This is a genomic window from Limnohabitans sp. (assembly GCF_034680285.1).
In the GTDB taxonomy this organism is placed as follows: domain Bacteria; phylum Pseudomonadota; class Gammaproteobacteria; order Burkholderiales; family Burkholderiaceae_C; genus Limnohabitans_A.
Genome location: NZ_JAXITC010000011.1, coordinates 49,823 through 68,635 on the forward strand (window position 1 = coordinate 49,823; position 18,813 = coordinate 68,635).

General features: G+C 54.2%; 19 protein-coding genes. 7 read left to right on the plus strand and 12 right to left on the minus strand.

All coding sequences use genetic code 11. The features are described from left to right. Positions 1-41: 41 nt before the first annotated feature. From SWE17_RS10340 to SWE17_RS10365, 6 genes are all read right to left on the minus strand, one after another. Positions 42-1,256 (minus strand): hypothetical protein, encoded by a 1,215-nt coding sequence (locus tag SWE17_RS10340; RefSeq protein ID WP_322993018.1) that lies wholly within the window; start codon positions 1,254-1,256, stop codon positions 42-44. 18 nt (positions 1,257-1,274) lie between these two features. Next, positions 1,275-3,212 (minus strand): HAD-IIB family hydrolase, encoded by a 1,938-nt coding sequence (locus SWE17_RS10345; protein WP_322993019.1) that lies wholly within the window; start codon positions 3,210-3,212, stop codon positions 1,275-1,277. Between the two features lie 14 nt (positions 3,213-3,226). Then, complete coding sequence (locus tag SWE17_RS10350) at positions 3,227-3,883, minus strand: NADAR family protein (RefSeq protein ID WP_322993020.1); 657 nt, start codon at positions 3,881-3,883, stop codon at positions 3,227-3,229. Positions 3,884-4,325: 442 nt separating this feature from the next. Next, positions 4,326-4,730 (minus strand): hypothetical protein, encoded by a 405-nt coding sequence (locus SWE17_RS10355; protein ID WP_322993021.1) that lies wholly within the window; start codon positions 4,728-4,730, stop codon positions 4,326-4,328. A gap of 378 nt (positions 4,731-5,108) precedes the next feature. Continuing rightward, on the minus strand, positions 5,109-7,100 hold the full coding sequence (locus SWE17_RS10360) for an ATP-binding protein (protein ID WP_322993022.1): 1,992 nt from the start codon (positions 7,098-7,100) through the stop codon (positions 5,109-5,111). A gap of 161 nt (positions 7,101-7,261) precedes the next feature. Next, complete coding sequence (locus SWE17_RS10365; protein WP_322993023.1) at positions 7,262-8,569, minus strand: FRG domain-containing protein; 1,308 nt, start codon at positions 8,567-8,569, stop codon at positions 7,262-7,264. 300 nt (positions 8,570-8,869) lie between these two features. Between SWE17_RS10365 and SWE17_RS10370 the strand changes: the two genes are divergently transcribed. Beyond that, a complete protein-coding gene (locus tag SWE17_RS10370) occupies positions 8,870-9,793 on the plus strand; it encodes a DUF2971 domain-containing protein (RefSeq protein ID WP_322993024.1) in 924 nt (307 codons plus the stop codon). Between the two features lie 39 nt (positions 9,794-9,832). Here the strand turns inward: SWE17_RS10370 and SWE17_RS10375 are convergent, their stop codons facing one another. Genes SWE17_RS10375 through SWE17_RS10390 form a run of 4 tightly spaced genes read right to left on the minus strand, consistent with a single transcriptional unit; the run spans position 9,833 to position 12,322 of the window. Then, a complete protein-coding gene (locus SWE17_RS10375; RefSeq protein WP_322993025.1) occupies positions 9,833-10,273 on the minus strand; it encodes a hypothetical protein in 441 nt (146 codons plus the stop codon). Next, positions 10,270-11,619 (minus strand): recombinase family protein, encoded by a 1,350-nt coding sequence (locus tag SWE17_RS10380; protein WP_322993026.1) that lies wholly within the window; start codon positions 11,617-11,619, stop codon positions 10,270-10,272. Before SWE17_RS10380 ends, SWE17_RS10375 begins: the two co-directional genes overlap by 4 nt. Then, the gene (locus tag SWE17_RS10385; protein WP_322993088.1) at positions 11,616-12,053 is read right to left on the minus strand and encodes a DUF2924 domain-containing protein; all 438 of its coding nucleotides are present in this window, start codon (positions 12,051-12,053) and stop codon (positions 11,616-11,618) included. Before SWE17_RS10385 ends, SWE17_RS10380 begins: the two co-directional genes overlap by 4 nt. Positions 12,054-12,082: 29 nt before the next feature. Continuing rightward, positions 12,083-12,322: a hypothetical protein gene (locus SWE17_RS10390; RefSeq protein ID WP_322993027.1), complete on the minus strand. Its 240-nt coding sequence runs from the start codon at positions 12,320-12,322 to the stop codon at positions 12,083-12,085. Between the two features lie 289 nt (positions 12,323-12,611). Between SWE17_RS10390 and SWE17_RS10395 the strand changes: the two genes are divergently transcribed. Both SWE17_RS10395 and SWE17_RS10400 read left to right on the plus strand, forming a co-directional pair. Further along, positions 12,612-13,853: a hypothetical protein gene (locus SWE17_RS10395; protein ID WP_322993028.1), complete on the plus strand. Its 1,242-nt coding sequence runs from the start codon at positions 12,612-12,614 to the stop codon at positions 13,851-13,853. 7 nt (positions 13,854-13,860) lie between these two features. After that, the gene (locus SWE17_RS10400; RefSeq protein ID WP_322993029.1) at positions 13,861-14,829 is read left to right on the plus strand and encodes a hypothetical protein; all 969 of its coding nucleotides are present in this window, start codon (positions 13,861-13,863) and stop codon (positions 14,827-14,829) included. A 103-nt stretch (positions 14,830-14,932) separates the two neighbouring features. Here SWE17_RS10400 and SWE17_RS10405 read toward each other — a convergent pair whose 3' ends face one another. Together SWE17_RS10405 and SWE17_RS10410 are read right to left on the minus strand one after the other, a co-directional pair. Further along, positions 14,933-16,225 (minus strand): HipA domain-containing protein, encoded by a 1,293-nt coding sequence (locus tag SWE17_RS10405; RefSeq protein ID WP_322993030.1) that lies wholly within the window; start codon positions 16,223-16,225, stop codon positions 14,933-14,935. Next, positions 16,225-16,560: a helix-turn-helix domain-containing protein gene (locus SWE17_RS10410; protein WP_283224950.1), complete on the minus strand. Its 336-nt coding sequence runs from the start codon at positions 16,558-16,560 to the stop codon at positions 16,225-16,227. Before SWE17_RS10410 ends, SWE17_RS10405 begins: the two co-directional genes overlap by 1 nt. 268 nt (positions 16,561-16,828) lie before the next feature. Here SWE17_RS10410 and SWE17_RS10415 point away from each other — a divergent pair, with 268 nt between their 5' ends. From SWE17_RS10415 to SWE17_RS10430, 4 genes are read left to right on the plus strand one after another with little or no spacing between them, the layout of a single operon-like run. Beyond that, complete coding sequence (locus SWE17_RS10415; RefSeq protein WP_322993031.1) at positions 16,829-17,098, plus strand: helix-turn-helix domain-containing protein; 270 nt, start codon at positions 16,829-16,831, stop codon at positions 17,096-17,098. Between the two features lie 11 nt (positions 17,099-17,109). After that, on the plus strand, positions 17,110-17,595 hold the full coding sequence (locus SWE17_RS10420) for a hypothetical protein (RefSeq protein WP_322993032.1): 486 nt from the start codon (positions 17,110-17,112) through the stop codon (positions 17,593-17,595). Between the two features lie 54 nt (positions 17,596-17,649). Beyond that, positions 17,650-18,327 (plus strand): hypothetical protein, encoded by a 678-nt coding sequence (locus SWE17_RS10425; protein WP_322993033.1) that lies wholly within the window; start codon positions 17,650-17,652, stop codon positions 18,325-18,327. Between the two features lie 12 nt (positions 18,328-18,339). Continuing rightward, entirely contained in the window at positions 18,340-18,768 is a 429-nt protein-coding gene (locus tag SWE17_RS10430) for a DUF6511 domain-containing protein (RefSeq protein ID WP_322993034.1), read from the plus strand. The last annotated feature ends 45 nt before the right edge of the window (positions 18,769-18,813 follow it).

The window sequence follows — 18,813 nt, forward strand, 5'->3', positions numbered from 1 at the left end:
TCCGACATTCGCTCCAAGAAAGGATTCGCGCGATAGGCCACTCAAAACTCCTTGTGTCGACTCACGCGAGGAAAAAGTCCATGAAAGGCGTGCGCTTCAGAACCCCATAGCATATACACCGAATTGTTGGGCGTGTTGTGCGATAAAACGACCGGCAACGCACACCCGGCAAACCCCATTTGTGCCGTGCTGGTACCGCCTATCTCGATGTGTTCGTCGAACGCATCCGAGTCGTAGTACTTTGGATTGGTCAAAATGGAATGCAGTTCAGCCGAAACATTGTTCGTAAGGCCGACGCCCGGCTCAATGACCCAAAGCACTCGCACTTGGAGCGGCTTGTAGTTGTTCTCCGACGTAAAGCGCTCAGACCAGTACTCAATATGGTCGATCGCTTGGCGCGTTGCGACGTACAACAGAAGGAAGACTTCGTAGTGCGATGTATCGATGAGATCGCCTTGGTGAAGGCGCTCATAAATCTTCTTGATCTTTCCTTTGAATTTGTTGCTGGCACTATCGAAGCGAATATAGGTGTTGCCACTTCCGGAGAAATCGTCCATCAACCACACCAGCGTGAACTTCGCTGGTGTCGTTGCGTCACCAGAAGCAGGCTTAGCTCGGAGAGAATTGATCAAAACATTTGCCTGGGCCTTGTCGCCCGACTCATACGCTTGCCAAATCTGCTCATTGTTAGGAACAGGCGTCGGCGGTGTTTTTTTCATAACCTTCGCCAGCGCCTGCAGCATATCCTTTGCCTTTGCGTCGCCCAGTTCGTACGCCTGCCAAATCTGCTCGTTGCTGATTTCTCCATTGCTGGCGCGTCGGAGCTCGTTTGTGCGGGCGCCATCACTGAGACCTAGGTATAAAGACTTCAGCTTCAATTCTTTGAACCGGTCATCCCGACAGATCTCTCCCACCCGGTAGGTGGGGATGCCTTTCTCTTCGGCCACAAGGCGAATTCGTTCCTGGACGATGACGTCCGGATATGCATGCTGCACCAAGTGTGAGAGCTCGTGATCCGAAACGTAGACTAGCCGCTCAAGCACGAAGCTGAGCGCAGCAGCACGATCGGGCATGTCGAACTGATTGAGCCATAGAGCCAGGCTCTCGACGAAGCGCCTCCCAGGTCCGAACCTCTGGTAGCCATCGTATTTGTAGTCGGCGAGCAAACGAAGGACCGGAACATTGTCTAGTACGACGTCCTGGTCCTGCCACCCCATAACCTTGGCTAGCAAATACTGTGCGTTTTCGTCCTTCATTGCGCCTCCGTTTCCCTATCAGGTGTCTAGCTTGAAGCGAAATGAACCAGCAAGCGGGTCGATCTCAGCATGATCGAGATACCAGATGGTTGCGTCCACGTCTCGCTTGTGGTGTGGTGCTAGCTTCCATCCTCGATCGAGTCGTCGGGAAGGCTGATCAACGCTCAGCGAAAAGCGGTGCTCAAGCAATGAGGCGTCGTTGCCAGGCCAGGCACCTTGGTCACCCATCGTCACGATCTCGTAGGGGTCGATGCCACAGGTTTGGATCATGTTGGCGACCAGATGCGACTTATTTACATTCGCGTCCAACACGTCGACGGAATGCTTGCTTCGCACGACAGTAGATGGGTCAAGTCCAGCCTGCCGAAGAGAATCGGCAATAACAAACCACATGTTCTCCGCGTTGGCTCCCTCCTTGAACCGGACGCTGATCTGGTGTGGGTAAGTCTCGCGAATGCGTTCGATCGGCACCCCCAGGCTTTCGAGACGCCCCAGAATGCGCCGCACATGGCTCAGAAACTCGTTAGTAACAACCCCTTTGTCGATCTCTTCGTCAAGCAGGCCGATCCAGCCACCGTTGTAGAGGCCCAGGTGCACCTTCGACCATGCTTCGCTTGGAAGTACATCCCGCAAATGTTCTTGAATCGAGTCTCCTCGACCCGACGCGACTCCGACAACGATGCCTGCGTCGAGCAAACGCATAACACGATTGACGATCGGCTCCGAGGGCGGCGAGTCCTTGCGCTGGGAGCTACAGAGGGTACCGTCATAGTCGAAGACGATCGCACGGAACCGCTGCAGCGCAAGTGCAGACTCGAAGCTTGCGAGCGCGCGACTCATCGCGCCGTTCGACCCAATTGATGGCCAGCGAGCACCCAGCACTTCGAACTTCGATTGCTCACCACGCCGCCCCGTGTCCTCCGGGGCGGGAATGAACGACGGCAGGTCAATGTAGTACAGCTCTCGGCCAAATGAAGACACGTTCGGCTTCGCCGGGTCTTTTCCCATCTCCGTGGCAATAAGCGACACAAGCCGCATCTGAGCCAAAAGCCCTGCCAGCAAATCTTGTGGGCGCCCGCCTCCTAGCGACATGGTGCAAACCGGCACATCTGACGGCAGTAGCTCCTGCATCCGAGCCCAAAGCCGCTCCACACCCGGTTCGACAAGCGCAAGAATGGCGCAGTCCTCGGGGCGCTCGGCTAACCAGAGATGTCGACCATGTGCGAACGAGCGAATATCCGCCAGCTGGGTGTACAGAAGTGCCGACTCTGAAAGCTTCGACTCCAGGTCTGCGGCAATCGGCCGAAGAAGCGGCGAGAAGACGATGATGAGGCCCTTGCGAGGAACGGCTTTGCGTACAAACTCCCGCGCGCCTGCCAGCCATTCTTGAACCAAATGGCCACCGATGCGCAATCCATCGAGCGACTCAGGAAAATGAACTGCCTCAGAATGCAGTGCGCCATATGCCCGAGCTATCAGGACGGCGTCGAGGAGGAGGCTGTTGGTCGCAAGGTAGCCGTCCTTCTTGGCGAGCTCGAATACATGAGGGGTAACCTCGGGAAGCTCTCTGACATGATCCATCAGTGGGCTAGATCCCCGGTTCGTCACAACGTGGACCGTGCGAGAACTGTGTCGTCGTGCGCGCTCTAGCACTTCGATGATGTCCGGGTTCTTTCCTTCCGCAGAGATCATGAAGACCGGACTTGAGGCGGCCAGCGTGGGATTGCAAATGATCTCCAGCGGCGTTGATGGTCGCGACACACGACCCGTATAAAGTTCGTGTAAATTGCACAGCAGAGAAGCTACGGTGAAAGAGCCCCCGGAGCCAACGCCTATGATGCTTGACTCTGCTGCGCTGGCAATCGCAAGCTTCAACGGTTCGATATTCGCCGACATCGCAGCAAAGAAGGTATTTTCCAACTCTGCCAGCTCACCGTCGTAGTAGTTACCGGACATAGGGATCCGCTCGCTTACATCACGACGACTTTACGCCGCAAACGATTCGCCGCCTTATCGCCGCTCGCGCTCGATGCTTTGGGAGCAGCGCGTTTTCCATTTTTCGCAGGCTTGGCATACTCCGAGCGCAATTCCATCAGCATGACACCGAGCATGTTCTGCCCCTTCCCATCAACCTCTCCCCACAACCGGTTTACGGCGTTGTTGACCGTACCGGCCTCAACCAGTCGTGCCTCACCAGTAGAGATTAACAAGGCCTTCAAATCGGGATGCTGCTCGAACTTAGCACGAAGCACGGCACGCATTCGATCAAACTTGATGTCCGCCCAGTTCGGCACGACGTCCCAGACATAGAGGCCATGCGCGGCCATGGCAGCTAACGACGGAGTGGGCGCACTGAGGATCCAATCACGTACTGCAGGTTTTGCCGCCTTGCCCGCCTGGTATGCATGCTCGGAGGTCGCGTAAGTATGCCCTTCGAACTCAACCGGTCGCTGAAAGAGATTGCTAAATACTCCGTAGGGCTTTTCGTTGGCTCGATAAAAGCGGATCTCGTCGCCTTGCGCCGCGCTAGCAGTGGTCGTTTGGAATTCTGATGCCGTAGACCGTGAAACGGTACGTGCTTTGCTGACCGCTGCCTTCTTGGCAGCCAGGATTGGCTTCTTGGTCAATGTTTTTCCTTGACGTTTCGTACGGGGGGCAGCCCGACCGCCTCACAGTGATTGAGGATCAGTACCTCAATCAGACTGGTCATGCTACGGTGCTCCTGGACAGCAGCCGCCTCGGCTGCAGCCTTGATCCGAGGATCAAGCCTGAGCGTCATCGTGGCGGTTTTCACTTTGGGACGTTGACTAGCCATCTGAGTGGGCGTTGACCCCGGTTGTGTTTCGATCAAATGTACTGCACTTTGCAGTGCGTTTTAATGTACTCGAATACGCTGTGCCCCCGTGGATCTTTTGACATTGGCGTCTTTTGAATAGCAAGCGCAACTGCACTTGCAGCAGTCGCGATGTATGTCTGCTCCTGCCCGTTTGTACCTGTTCAGACTGTTGTGGTGACGGGCCGAAATCGCTGCAGTCTGGTCACAGGTCAACGTGATATCGGTTTCAGTGGTTAGACCACGCTTTTTACCTTGTCACCTGAGTCTATTGACTCAATCCAGTTGAGAATCCCTTCGCAGAAAAGACCCGTTGAGATGTGAAGAATCCACGGACAGCCTTGGTGTGTGCCGCGCACTTGCGTGACGGGCTGGGCAGTGCCGTCATTGAGCGGGCGCGTAATGGACTCCGCGTGAATGATCTTGTCGCAGACATCCTTGATCGTGAAGGGACGAATATCTTCCCTCGTCGAAACCAAGAGAAAGGCAGAGTGGCCGACAAAGGGTTCGGAGCCCTTGCTCGGTACGCCTTGATAGAACCTAGTTCGTAGAGCCACGGCCAGCGACAACAATTTCTCTGAAAAAAGCTCTTCGTAGGTGCTGCGTGTTAGTTCGGGCTTATTAACGGTCGTGTCGATCAAGAGACGGACTGCTGAGACGTCCAACGCATGACACTCCACCGCCAGGCGGCGTATTGCATCTAGGCTGATCTGATGGGTTCCAAAAAGATCCATTGGTCGGCAACTTTTGTGTGGTCTGTCGTAATATAAACCGCTCAATCCGGTGCGCCAAAGCTAAGGGGCGACGCAGCCGTCTGTAGGGCCGCTTTGGGGATGAAAACATGCCGTAAAGACCCGTCGAGATTGGCAGCAATCGCTGCAGCACGGATCTTCATCGCTTTGATGCCCGCTGCAGGTTGATATCAGGCATCAAGGGCAGTAAATCGCCCACAACCGCTGCACAGAGCAACTGAAGCCTTGCAACATCGTGTCTCTGCTGCGATAAAAACCCGAATGACTCTAGGCAGCCTCTTTTTGCAGGTCGGCTATGAGATCCTGTCGCGAGGAGTCTGCAAACGAGTCGCGCTTCAACGAAAGTGCGTCGATCATGGCCTGGTTGGTAAGCAGGAAGTTGTCCAGCAGCGTATACCAGTTAAGCACGAAGCGCTTCATGCGCTCGTCGTCGCTGACCAAGCCAGGGAACCCCTTGGCGACCTGACCCTGCATGCGACTACGAATCTCTGTGTCGGCCTCAGAAATTTTTCGCCCAATCAGTATGAGCTCGAAGTGCATTGACTCGCTGCCAAACTCAGCGTGCTTTTTGATGAGTTGAGCATAGCCGTCAAGCTGCTGAAGGTGTTTGTAGTTGAGGGCAATGCTCGGCCGCTTAATCTCGACTACGATACAGCGATAAATTTTTCGGCCCATTGAGTCGTGATGTGGAACCTTACGGGCAAGAAATAAATCCGGCTGTTTGTTTGCGCCTTCAATGGTTGTGTGCTCATTAGTATCTAGGTCATCTAAGTTAATCTCATCGATGCCATTGACCGTGTCGCGAAGCGATTTTGCAATTTTCGTAAACGTATCCTCTTCTGCCCCGATAGTCTCATAGGAGCTACCGAACAGCCAAGTGTTCGCTTCGATGATCCCCTGCAAATCTGGGGTTTCAAGTGTCTCCAGATAGTGGTCGTTCATCAGCGTGCGTAGCTTGTCGGCTACCTCATGTCTACGACGAAGAACTTCAATTGCCGAAACGATGCTTTGCAGCGAAACACTCTGCAGTTGTTTGGCAAACAGCTTCGTGGACTTATCGTCGAGATCTAGCACGCTATTAAGGACCTCGAAAATCGCATCGTTCTCGTTGGAAACTGCCAACTTATCGAGGAGTCGTACGAATATTTTCTTTTGATTTCTCTTGAGCGACTTCAATGCTGTTGGATCGGCGGTATATATAGCACACAAGATGTTCTTTGTATTCTCGAAACGCCAATCCTTGTAGTCCTCGGGCAGGCCCGCATAAGTCGGAAAGATACCGTCGGCGACATAACTTTCAATTTCCCGCTCGAACTGCCTACGTAGGAACTCCTCGTAAACGGAATTGGTAATTTTGTTAAGTTCGCGCACCACCTTTCGCCATGTCTCAGACTCATAGCCCGTCGCGTCTGGACTGGCCAAGTCACTTCCGCTCGGTTTGAAGGTATCAACCCACTTTGAGCTGACGTAGATACTTGTGTGAAAGTTTCCTTTGTGATTGAAGGTGCTGAGCTTCTTGTCGACTGTTTTGCACGAAGAGTTCAAGAGGTAGACGTAGGACTTTTCTGACCCAGGTTTCAGATCCCAACGAAGGACTGATGCGTCGAATTCATGGTTGTCGATAAATAATTTTTGTTGAATGAGATCGTGCGAAGGTACCGTAACAGCCGTTCCATTCAGGCTAAGTCGCTTCGTCGGGTTGAGTGCCAGGAACCAGCCGAACTCAATAGAAAGCAGCTTGTGAAGTTCATAACTGGTTGGCAGTGAGGCATGTAGGTTTAATAGTTGGACGGTCGTGCCGGTAATACCCACATTCATCCCTGCTGGGAATGCCGCTGCTTCCACTGACCGGCCTTCGTATTTGGTTAGAGCCGCGCCGTTCACCTCGATTCGTGCGGCGCCGGATCCGGCGGCATTCGTCCACCAAATAGCTCGTTCCGCGAGCCTGTGAAAAGATAGTCGGCCGCGTCCATGTGAGCCATGGGTCGTCACATCCTCTTTTTTACTGGAGTCGTTAAAACGACCAAACGTGTCGGCGTGCGTCTCAAGCTCAATACCTTCCCCGTTATCGGAGACTTCCACTCGTGTTGAGCCACCCATAGCCCCCTCGACAACTACTACTTCGACCTTGGTTGCCTTAGCATCGAAGCCATTCCAGGCCAGCTCGCTGATCGCGCGCCACGGATCGGTGGTCCGAAAATGCTTCTTGATTCCCTCCCCGTTGAGCTCTGTCTTTCCTGAGATTTTTCGAGTCGTCATGTTAAGTCTCTGGAGTTCAGGATCATTTTCGTGAGGTATGGTCGATTTCAGTATCTAGTTTAGTTGCCACCAAGGACAGTGTCGACAAAAATTAATGAATTTTTGTCAACGTTATGCCGCTACTGTTTTCCTGATGTGCCACTCAGCCAACTTGAGCACTGTTAGACCAATGGGCTGCGAAACATGAACTTCTGGGCTAGGTATTTGGCAGAGTTTTCGATGTAGGGGAACACCGTGCTTTCGTTGATGTTCAGTTGGTCCAACTGCCTTAGTACCGCATCCTTATTCGTCACGGCGATGCGCTGGACTGCTATTTCAGGGGTGCCACCTTCGTTCAGGGTCGCATCATGACCAAACAGTAGGAAGGCTCCTGACTGGAAAGCTATACGATTGTTGGTGTGCTTGCCCTTTACGCAGATGATGGATCTGAGATGCTTCGGCTCCAGCCGAGGCTCGAAGAATGGCTTTTCTTCCTTGATGAAGTGCAGTAACTGTTTTACTGGCGCTAGCTTGTTGAATTTTCGGACATCTAGGCTGCTGAAGTCCAAGCCGTCCTTTGATACTTTTGAAAGCCTAGTCAAGTTTGCGATGCAACTAGCAGTGTCTGAGTCGAAGTACTTTATTTGCTCTCTCTGCATCGAAAAAACGATTACTTCGCCGTCCTGCGTCGGGTGGCTTTTGCAGGCAAAGTACAAGGCAATCAATGGGTTCGAGGTGATGTCGAGCAAACGTGTCGGCAGGGAGTAGTGTTGCATTCGCACAAGCCGATCGAGCGTATAAACGTCACCTTGGAAGTCAACGGAATTCGATACCAAAAGCTCCTTGTATAGCTGGTCTTCTGCATCGCGGTAGACATAATTGCCTTTCTCGTCCTTGCGGAAAATGGAAGGCTCAAGACGATACTTCGTTCGATTCGAATGGCCTCGATAGAACACTTCCCTTCCTCTATGATTCAGAGCCAAAACGTGCTCAACGAAAGCGCCTACTGAGGCTGTCTGGAAGGGGGCATTTGCTGGACGCGGTAAGTTAGCTTTGGAGACCTTTGATGCTGGGACAGTATTCAAGTCGATGCCAGCTTCAGCCAGTACCTGAAGGAGATCCTCATCCTTGAGAGCCCAATGGGTTCGACTCAGCTCCCAGCTTCGTATGTCCAGCAGTGCCTGCAGCGGTTCAATAGCTTTGAATGGGATAGGTTGAATCGCAGGATTAATCTCTGGAACGACAAGCAATGACCGGCCGTTATCCCGGAGTTTGACACTTTTAAGTCTACCTATCCGCATCGGCTTATCGGTTCCCTCGTAAGCGAAAAGGCAGGGCATCTCTGTCAAGGCAGCAAGCTGCGCATCCTTTAACTCACGAAAACTTTCTGCAATTTCGTCGCTGGTGTACTCGAGAAACCGAACCCGAGCATACTCATACCCAGGCTGATCCCAAGCATCCTTGGTGGCTGTCACTAAAAAGTTAAACATTTGCTCGGCAGGTATTGGTTACCCTTTAACTGTAGCGCAGGGAGAAATCGCACTCCAGAATCGGAGTCCTTTGAATGTCGGGTCTATGGGAGGTACCGGAAGTTGATGTCACCAGATTATGCGTTTGATGGTCTGACCGACAGCTGCGGTCGACATTGGTCATTCAAGAATATGCAACTCGCACGACCGCTTCCACCGATATCACCCAGAAATTCCTTGCGAGTGAATGACCGCTGCCTCCAGCACTAGTCACTGCGTTGGATCAGACAGCTCTCGGTAAGATTAAAGAGAGGAGAAACCATGCTTTTATATAAATATCGGGCCCCGATGGGACCGAAAGCTGATGACAACACTCGCCGAACCTTTACTTCGTCGAGCTTGTATTACGCCAAGGCTTCGACCTTCAATGATCCCTTCGATGCACAAGTGAACATTGAAGCGACATCCACGCACGAGGAGGCCATTGACCGGCACTGGTTGACACTTCGCGAGCGGGCCCGAGGAAGGGGCGACATGCCCCAGCCCGTTCAAGCTACCTATACAAACGCGAAATTCAACATCGACCGCATCTATGAAAAGGTGAAGTCTGGAACGCACATTGATCATGATCGGTACTACAAGGACATGATCGACTCGCTCGGAATAGTGTCATTGGCCGAAGATCGTGACAATCTTTTGATGTGGGCTCACTACGGTTCTAACCACTACGGAATGTGCTTGGGGTTCGACTGGGACGAGACGGGCTTACCGCCTGCCAAGGAGGTCATTTACCAAAATCTCTATCGCACGCTCGAATACTATTCTCACACTGAAGATCAGCTTGCCGCGATTTCTCTTTTGCAGAAATCGGCAGATTGGGCATATGAGCACGAGTGGCGTTCGGTGGCCAAACCCAAGGTGGAGTACATCAGAAGCTTCTTGCCCGACGAACACTACGAGCAAGAACTCTCGAAGTTGCAGTTGATGCCGGAACACTCGCGCGAGTACCTCAAGGAGAAGCTCAAAGAGGATTTCACATTTCTGGTGCGGAAGGTTTTGGTTGAAGGCTCTGGACCTAAGCAGTTCAAACAGAGCTCTCTAAAGGAAATCGTGTTTGGCATGCGTATGAGTCGATCTGACGTTGAGAGCCAGATAAAGATGATTGAGGCCCAGGGGTTTAAGCCAAAATTCTTTGTGGCTCGCAAGAATCCGAAGCGGTACCAGTTGGATATTCAGGAACTCTAGCGTGTCGGCACTCAGTTGTCTTGTCACGCTGCTGCGGTATCAACTCGATGTGCCTTGGATTTTTTTATGCTGTTTGTTCCATTCCCAAGGTATAGGGTTTGTGTTCAACCAATTCATCGTAAGCCCCTCGGGCTGACGAGCACGAAGGATGCTTTCAATGATTCTTGGATCGAGCAACGTCAGTCGCAGGATCTCATTGACGGTGGCCAGGTCCATGTTCTCTTTGCGGGCGATCTCGGTACCACTGTGAACGATCCCTCGATCAAGCAAGCGTTGCCAGTGAAACGCTTTCGCAAGAGCGTTCATCAAAGTCGTGTCAGGCAGAGGGCCATGTAGTTCTGCTGTTTTCATTGCGTCTTCTGCAGTTTTGACAACACAGCGCCCTGATCGCTTGGCGAACTTCAGCGGAATGAACGTGCTGATTTGTTTTTCGGAATTAGAGGTCGTGACCGGCGTGCCGGTCAGATAGAAATAGTTCACGCAGCCTCCAGTTCGAGCAGTTCATGCCCGAGGGTATTTGGGGAGGGAGTACCCATGAGTGCTCCCCAGGCTTCATACCGCCATTGCAAATCGAGACCATCCGGTGTCACAGTGACGCGCTTGATCAGAGTCCGAACAATGTCTTGCTTGGCCTGCGTGGCCAACTTGTTCCAAATCGTGGCGGTGTTCTTAAAGAACAGGACCATGGCTTCAGGTTCGGAGAGTTCAGGGTTGATCACGGAGATCTGTTTCCAGTACTGATGCACCATCTGGCCAGACCGCAAGATTTCCAGAACCTGTTCCATCACGGCCTTCTCCATCTGACCGGCGGGCAGATTGCTGAAAGCCACTGTGCCTGCGCCCATGTTCTGGTTCTTGTTGACCACGTAGTAGCGATACACCTTGCCGCTGGGCTTTCGGGTGGCCATCGGCAGGTAAAGGTCGCCGTCAATTGTGAAGACCATGCCCCGTAGCAAAAAACCGTATTGGCACTTTTCTCCCCAAGTGTCACGGGCTCGCTCTCGGCTGCTTTCGGTCATGATGGCTTGCACCCGATCCCAGGTGGCTTGATCGATCAGCGCTTCTTGTTGCCCACGGAAATACTCACCCTTGTGGCCAAGTTCGCCCAGGTACATCCGGTTGTGCAGGATCTTGTAAATGGTTTGCTTGCTCAAGGCCTTCCCGTTTTTGCTTTTGGCACCCTGTTCGGCAAGTTGCTTGACCATCTTGGTGGTCGAACGCGATGAAATGAAAGACGCAAAAATCCCCCTGACCAACTGCGCCTCCTCCGGCACCACCACGAGTTGCCGAGATTCCACCCGATAGCCCAGCGGCACTGGCCCGCCCATCCACATGCCTTTGCGTTTGGATGCGGCGATTTTGTCGCGGATGCGCTCCCCAGTGACTTCTCGCTCGAATTGGGCAAATGACAACAGGACGTTGAGCATAAGCCTGCCCATGGATGTTGCTGAGTTGATTTGTTGCGTGACGGAGCTGAAGCTGACCTTGTGCTGATCAAAGATCTCGACCATCTTGGCAAAGTCTGCCAATGACCGAGAGAGGCGGTCGATCTTGTAGACCACCACGATGTCGATCTTGCCGTCTTGAATGTCTCGCATCAAGCGCTTGAGACCTGGGCGCACCATATTGCCGCCAGAAAACCCAGGATCCTCGTAGCTGTCGTCCACCCGCGTCCAGCCCTCGGCACGTTGGCTGGCAATGAATGCTGAACCGGCTTCGCGTTGAGCATCGATGGAGTTGAAGGTTTGGTCCAGGCGTTCATCCGAGGAAACGCGGCAGTAAACGGCGCAGCGCTTCAGGATAGGTTGTTCAATGACGACGCTCATGACTTCTTGCCTTTCAGCCCAAAAAAGGCAGGCCCTGACCATTGAGTGCCAGTGATCAATTTGGCGATTGCAGACAGGCTCTTGTAGTTTTTGCCATCGAACTCATACAGACCATCCGGCAGGACGGTGACTTTGTACTGCTGACCCGCAAAATCGCGCAGCAGCGTTGTGCCGGGCAACACGGCATGCGTGGGTGCGGAGCCGGATTTGATGGCAGAAAGTCTTTCGCCGTAGTCGGCCAACATGGCGCGAGTGGTTGCTGGCAAAGCGCCATAGGTCATCTCTTGCAGTTTGTAGGCCAGCCTTGACTCGATGAACTTGCGGTTCGGATGCGACGGACGGTGCGGGAAATACCGGTCCCAAAGTGCCCACAGTTCGGACATTTTTTGGGTAGAGAGTTCGGCGATTTGTTCTGTTATTCGACCAGCACGCATGCTGTCTTGGATCGGTGGAGCAGTGGTTTTCAAGGCTGTTTTCCTAAGTTGATAGACCGGTTCGTATTCACGCTCTGGTTGGCATGTAAGTCGAGAAACTCGTCTCTATCTGTCGCGTAAACCTGACTGCGGTGCGCCATAGCGAGCTCCTGGTGCTGACTGACCATGGCTTGCGCAATCAGATGAGCAATCTCGGGAAGAGTGAGGTAGCCGCTTTTTTCGGTCGGCTTGTTTGCAGTTCTTGCAGTGACGGTTTGGAGGTGGTTCATTCAGGTGGTTTGGGTGACTAGAACTATCCTGAAATCGTAAAAAACAACCCCTCCAGAGGTAACGGGTTTTAGCGGGCCAAAGAGGTACATGAGCTGGGATGTCTTGGCCGTAGTGCGTGCAACAGCCGAAATCAACAGCTCAAAAAACTACTATTTTTGGGAGTTAATAAAACTGCCAATAACTGTATATTTATCCAGCAATCAGGCAAAACTCATCCCAAGCCCAAGGTCTTCAGATCAGGGGGTTGAGACGCCTCATTGCTAAAACAAACAACAAAGGAGACAACGAATGAGCCGCCCTCAGACCTATGCCGACATCTTGCTGAACCTGCCTGTCGACGACACCCTCAAAACCTTCACGGAACGCCACACACTGCCTATGCCCGAAGGTTGGATCTGGCATGACTCAATCCAAGCCTCCAAGAGCCTGATTGGCTTGATTCAGCTGCATCCGAATGTCGCCATGCGTGACCGCATCGTGGCCGGGTTGCATGCCAGCACGCTGCTGGCCCACTCCTTGGGCAAGCAGGCCATGTTTCAGGCCGCGCATGACCGGCCGATGGAGTTGATGGGGCTCATTGCCTGCAAGAACGACCTGCACCGAGCCTTCTGGCTGTACGTCCATCACCCGGCATTGTTCGAGGCAGCGGCAGAAATCGAATACTTGGATCACCATGGACAACAAGCCCAGCAGCATGACCTGGGGCTCAAGGGGGCCATCAAGCGTGACGAGGCGTCGATCGCTGCATTCGGTGATGCCATCAAATGCTTCTACCAGCGGGAGTTGGGGTGCGGTGAGGTGTGCGTGGTCAATGTGCTGGACCGGGCGCGCGGTACGCAGCTGGTCTCCATCCACGCCAAGGACCTGGCCACGGCCAAGCTGGAGTTTGAGGGCAGTCAGTTGCGGCGTAGGGTAGGCAGTCCGAACATCCACATGGTGCTGGAATATGCTCAAACCACAGGTGTGGCTCGCACCATCATCCGGGGTGGGGCCAAGTACCACGCCATGCTGTGTGAGGCCTTCGCTAGACACCTGCTCGGTGTAGATGCCGATGCACAGCGGATCCAGACGCCGCGCCTGAACCTGTCCACGTTGCGCTTAGGGTTGAACATTCCGCAGGCGATTGATGACGGATTCGTCGGATTGCAGGTCAAGAGTGTGACCGTGGTCAGTGGATGTGGACGACTCAAGATGGAATGCACGGCCAGTGCGTCCAGCGATCAACGCTGCGTGACGGAACTGCTGCAGGACTACTTCGTTGCTGAGAATCCGCTCGCACGTGGCTGGACGATTCAGGCTGCTGTTCTCAACTTCTATCTGGCACCGATCCGGGGCAAAAGCCGCTGCCAGGTGGTCAGTGTGGAGATCACCAGCAACGGGCGACTGAACCTGCACAAGTTCGATGAGAAGCTGCGTGCCCAACTTGAGGACTATCTGGTCCAGTTAGGCATCTTGAAGGCGCAGCAGGTCCTCAAGACAGGACGGGAGCAGGAGGAGCCTGCGACCATGGACGGTAACTTGTTCGAGTGAGGTGTGAATGAAGTTGACCCTCAATCAGCAAGCCATCAGCTTGGCTGCTTTGATGTTCGTGCGAGGCAATGCATCCTTTGAGAGCAGCCTGCACGATGAAGAAATTGCGGCACTACAGGTTCTCAAACAGGTGAAGGCCGTTGTACCCGGTGTGCTCAACAGCCAGGATGCCCTTTGCGCTTTCTGCGGCCTGTACCGTGGACCGATCTTCAGAACGGAAGATGGGCTCATGGTGCAGTGCCCGGACTGTGGTCCGTTTGCCCTGGATCCAGCCAGTCAGCGCAATTGGCGCCTGGACGATGAATGGCTGATCCGAAAGTTGCGTGGCGCTCTGGACATCTCGCCACAAGCAACCACCGCCCACATCGTCGATGGCGTGTGGGACATTGGTCGGTACAAGAAGCGGCCGGTGGTGCTGGCTCGCCGCATCGATCTGGTCGAGCGCCACGGGCTACGAATTTTTCATGGGCCTGAGCCACGCCACCAAAGCTGGGTGATCACACCCAGACCACTGGGTCGGTTGACCCTGGACCCGTTGGAGGGGACTGCAACCTGGTGGCATTTGGAAGATCGATTCGCGCTGCATGGTATGGCACTACGGTTGCAGGGAGACGATCCAGACGTGCTGGTCGATTCCAGCGGGAGGGTCATCCCGGTGGCCGTCCATGGACCTTTCAGTAGCGACTTCGCCTGGGTACATCTTGCAGATTGGCCGCATGGGCCCATCCGTTTGACGGAGGCTCAATCCAGATTTTTTACAGTTCTTTGGGAGCATCGGCATCAGGCTGAATCTGCTGAATTTCTGATGGGGCACGCCGGACTGGCCAGTGATAAACCGATGGATGTTTTCAAGGTCAAGGTCGCAAATCGTGGTGATCCCCTGTATGAGGGACCGATTCATGCCTATGAAAAACTGGTCAGCCGACAGCGCCGTTTGGGTTTGTATCAGCTGGCCTTGGTTCAAAGTAATGCCTGAGAGGATTTAATCTAACAAATAATGTGACTTCTAACATTGGCGATGTTAGATGGCAGTATTTCCGTGCAGTTTTTCAGCTCCTACGCAGGAAGTTGGTGACTGCTCATTTGATGTGACTCTCAAACGCAGGCTTGAAGTCATTGAGCTCGTGCGGCTGCAGTCCAACTTCTGCTGAGGTTGCCACATCTTTCCAGCGCTTGACCGCTGTGGTCACTTCTTCAAGGATGGATTGCGCTTGTGGATGCGACAACTCAAAGCGGGCGGCTTGATCCAGCAGTTGTTGGATCGAGGTGATCGGACCGCTGTCTTCACTGAGCCAGGTTTTGGATTCCCGATCCTTGTCTGGGAAAGGATTCAAATCAAACGCCGGAGCCATGCGCCACTGATTGTTGCCGCTGTATAGAAAACCGATGTTCTGCAGATGATCGTCCACGTTCGTGATCAGGTGGTTGAACACCAACCGTCGCCACAATTGCCTGGCGTCTTCGATGAAGTTTTCACACTTGGAACGCATCACATCGATGATCTCCGTGTACGAATGCTCATCGTCGCGGTTGGCTTGTAACAGTGTTGCTCCTGAGATGTAGGGGATACGGTTTTGTTCAGGTGTGCGGTCAAAGCGACGAATCATGGCAACCGGCTGGTCCTGAACCATCACGACTCGTGCTTGCGCGGTATCAATGCCAGCCAGTTGGGCCAGTCGCAGTGCCAGCACCTCGCCGCGCGTGACGGAGCGTTCATCGTTCACGCTGGGAAATTTGCCCAGTGACAAAGCGCCATCTGAATCCAAGATGGTGCATTTGGGGCGCATACCGCCAAGGGATGTTCCTTTGCCCTGAAGGTAGGCCAAGTCTTCGGCCGTTTCTTGGCTGACTTCCACCGCACGGGATGCAAGGAGAATCTTTTCCAACTCCAGGAACGCAGGTGTTGACCGAGCACCATCGGGCACGCTGCGCAGGTAGTGCCCGCTTTCATTTCGCAGTCGCAGTGCGCCCACCCGGCTGAAATCATCTACACAAGCCAGGAAGTCTGCTTCGGTCAGCGGTCCCAGCGAAGCATCTTTGGCGCGGGCCTTGGCATGTGCGCGTGCGATCACCCGCCGTCCCCATGCATCTGGCTCGGTATCTGCAAGGGCCAAGAAGAAGCACGTGTCGTTCTTGGTGGGGGGCTTGCGAAGTTGGTAGCCGCTTTGGCGGTTGAGGTCGGGTGAGACATCAAAGAACTGAGCATCTGCCAGCCATTCGTCGCTGTAGGCGAATTGAGAAAACTCCCGGTGACCGTCCTTGACGAAAATGAGCCGCCCCAGTGGCTTTTCTGCCTTGCCCAGAAAGACATCCATCTGGGTGCGCGTTGGAGCCGGTCTGGCGGTGGGTTTGGCAGCAGGTTTTGTGGCCATCAGAACGCTCCAGATTCGGGTGATTTGCGGGACTTGCGCACCCGCTGGGGCAATTTTTCATCCATCAGCGTCAGGCCGATGGTGTCTTGAGGCGTGTCGAGTAACTGATTGAGCTTGTCCAGCTCCCCGAACACCTGCAAGGCCCTGGCAAGGTGAACCATGGCGGTGCCTGGGTGGCCAGCTTCCATTCGCCGCACGGTATGGGCAGACGCGCCGATCCGTTCAGCAAGATCTTCCTGTGTCAGGTGTCTGCGCCGACGTGCAAGCGAAATTGCCTGACCGAGTCGGGTCAGGCTGCGTGCAACTGGCAAAGGAGGTGGGGATAGAGATTTCATTTAAGGCGCATTTTATGGCGCTTTAAAAATTTTAGCAACGCATATATGAGTGTTTATTTTCGTGAATGCAGAAATTTACTTTGGTATTGGTCGGAAATTTACTTTGCTATTGCAGGTGCTCCAAGCAAAGCGCCAAGCTCATCAGACACCAGGTCAGGATTAAGGAACTGGAGATATCGCCAAAGTTCCTTGATCAGTTCCTTATCAGTTCCCTATTGATTTCCTGAAATAGCAGCGTTGTCCCTCAACTCTCTGAAAGGAGTGACCCATGCTGCTAGCAACACCAGCGCTTTCAACGCTCAACCCCCTGAGCGTCATGGCCCCAGAGCCACACATACCCCCAAGGCAAGTCCTGAGCGAAGCCGATTTGGCCTCGCGATGGGGCATGAGCCCCAAGACCCTCCAACGTTGGCGAATGGAGGGGCGTGGCCCCCATTACTTGAAGCTGGGCAAGCGGGTGAACTATCCCCTCAATGCCGTGATTGCCTTTGAGAACTGCGTCCAGCACGTCTCCACCTCACAACGAGCAACTGCCTAAGGAGCCACCCCATGAATCACCTTCAATTGCAACAGGCGGCCCTGCCTGACCTCTCCGAAAGCCAGATCAGCCGACTGCCCAAAGACCAGCTGGCTCATTTCAGCAACGCGGTGCAGCAGCTCAATGACTGGACGCAGCAGATGCGCGGCCGAATTAATAGAGGCATGGAAATCCGCTACGCCGAGCAGATTCGCCATGCCGACAGCCTTGGTCAAGACGAAGCTGCCAGATTCCGCATCGATGACGGTGACCTGCAGATTGATGTCTCGCAGCCCAAAGAAATCGTCTGGGACCAGAAGCACCTGTCTGAAATCGCAGAACGAATGGTCGTTGCCGGTGACCGCGTACAGGACTTCATGCAGGTCCAGTTCTCGGTGGCCGAGCAGGACTACGCCCGCTGGCATCCACTGCTGCGCGCGGCATTTCAGCCAGCCCGCAAGGAACTCATCACCGAGCCCACCTTCCAGATCCGATGGGTAGGCGATGTCCAGCTCTGAGCGCCCAAAGCCTTCATCTTCACCCCAACACCACCAAACAAAGGAGATTTCTCAATGAACCACGACAACCACCACCAGGCTGCATGGTCTGATTTCAATGACGCCGATGCCCAGCAAGGCGAGTTCAACCTGATCCCCAAAGGCACCCAGGCCCTGGTGCGCATGGCCTTCAAACCCGGCGGCCATGACGACGCCAGCAAGGGCTGGACGGGTGGCTATGCCACGGCATCGGATGAAACGGGGGCAGTGTTCCTGTCCTGCGAATTCGTGCTCCTCACGGGACCATTTGCCAAGCGCAAGATCTGGAGCAATGTGGGCCTGCACTCCAACAAGGGGCCAACCTGGGCGCAGATGGGTCGCAGCTTCATCAAGGCGGTACTCAACAGTTCGCGCAACATTCACCCCGATGACAACTCACCCGAAGCACAGCGCGCTCGCCAGATCCGCAGCTTTGGTGACCTCGATGGTGCTGAATTTGCCGCGCGCATCGGTATTGAAAAAGATGGCCAAGGCGAGTACCGCAACATCATCCGGTTGGTGATCGAGCCCGATCACAAAGAGTATGCCGACCTGATGCAGGCCAAGCTGCAACGTGATGGAGGTATGGGCGGGGGCACTGGCGGAGCCCCAGCGACTGACGTACCCACATCAGCGGCGCAAGCCCCCAAGTCGGGGGCCAGCTACACCCCCCGTCCCGGCAACGTGCAGGGCCGACCTTCGTGGGCGCAGTGATGGCGAGGCTGCATGAAGTGCTGGGTGTGCTCGCGTCAGGCCAGAGGATTTGGCCATGTGGATCTGCGCTTCAAGGTGGGGCATCCCAAGCGATATCCCATCGACTGGATCTTCTGCTCAAGGCGTTGCCAAGATTGTTTCCATCGGCTTTACGCAGCCGGTGTGCGCTTTCTCGAACGAGAGGGCGCATTGCCGACGGGAGTGGGCGTGATCGATCCGACTGAAGCAGAACTCGCCGCCATGCAGCAGTGCCTCAAACCTTTGGGCGAAGCCGCCATCGAGATCGGAATGGATCGCCCGCTGTCGAGCTACACCCAGCAAGAAGCTCTGCAGCTGATCAACGCCGTGGTCACGACCTATGTCGAGGCAATGGTTCAAGAACACGAACGCAGCAAGTACCCCAGCGTTCGTATGCAACTGGATGCCCAGCCAATCAACTGAGCTGAGCGTCAATCCAACCTTTACAAACCAACTAATGCAGACGGC

Excerpts from the sequence above, each read along its gene's own strand:
- SWE17_RS10340 (WP_322993018.1), bottom strand. The coding sequence starts at position 1,256 with ATGAAGGACGAAAACGCACAGTATTTGCTAGCCAAGGTTATGGGGTGG.
- SWE17_RS10345 (WP_322993019.1), bottom strand. The coding sequence starts at position 3,212 with ATGTCCGGTAACTACTACGACGGTGAGCTGGCAGAGTTGGAAAATACC.
- SWE17_RS10360 (WP_322993022.1), bottom strand. The coding sequence starts at position 7,100 with ATGACGACTCGAAAAATCTCAGGAAAGACAGAGCTCAACGGGGAGGGA.
- SWE17_RS10365 (WP_322993023.1), bottom strand. The coding sequence starts at position 8,569 with ATGTTTAACTTTTTAGTGACAGCCACCAAGGATGCTTGGGATCAGCCT.
- SWE17_RS10370 (WP_322993024.1), top strand. The coding sequence starts at position 8,870 with ATGCTTTTATATAAATATCGGGCCCCGATGGGACCGAAAGCTGATGAC.
- SWE17_RS10380 (WP_322993026.1), bottom strand. The coding sequence starts at position 11,619 with ATGAGCGTCGTCATTGAACAACCTATCCTGAAGCGCTGCGCCGTTTAC.
- SWE17_RS10385 (WP_322993088.1), bottom strand. The coding sequence starts at position 12,053 with ATGCGTGCTGGTCGAATAACAGAACAAATCGCCGAACTCTCTACCCAA.
- SWE17_RS10390 (WP_322993027.1), bottom strand. The coding sequence starts at position 12,322 with ATGAACCACCTCCAAACCGTCACTGCAAGAACTGCAAACAAGCCGACC.
- SWE17_RS10395 (WP_322993028.1), top strand. The coding sequence starts at position 12,612 with ATGAGCCGCCCTCAGACCTATGCCGACATCTTGCTGAACCTGCCTGTC.
- SWE17_RS10400 (WP_322993029.1), top strand. The coding sequence starts at position 13,861 with ATGAAGTTGACCCTCAATCAGCAAGCCATCAGCTTGGCTGCTTTGATG.
- SWE17_RS10405 (WP_322993030.1), bottom strand. The coding sequence starts at position 16,225 with ATGGCCACAAAACCTGCTGCCAAACCCACCGCCAGACCGGCTCCAACG.
- SWE17_RS10410 (WP_283224950.1), bottom strand. The coding sequence starts at position 16,560 with ATGAAATCTCTATCCCCACCTCCTTTGCCAGTTGCACGCAGCCTGACC.
- SWE17_RS10415 (WP_322993031.1), top strand. The coding sequence starts at position 16,829 with ATGCTGCTAGCAACACCAGCGCTTTCAACGCTCAACCCCCTGAGCGTC.
- SWE17_RS10420 (WP_322993032.1), top strand. The coding sequence starts at position 17,110 with ATGAATCACCTTCAATTGCAACAGGCGGCCCTGCCTGACCTCTCCGAA.
- SWE17_RS10425 (WP_322993033.1), top strand. The coding sequence starts at position 17,650 with ATGAACCACGACAACCACCACCAGGCTGCATGGTCTGATTTCAATGAC.
- SWE17_RS10430 (WP_322993034.1), top strand. The coding sequence starts at position 18,340 with ATGAAGTGCTGGGTGTGCTCGCGTCAGGCCAGAGGATTTGGCCATGTG.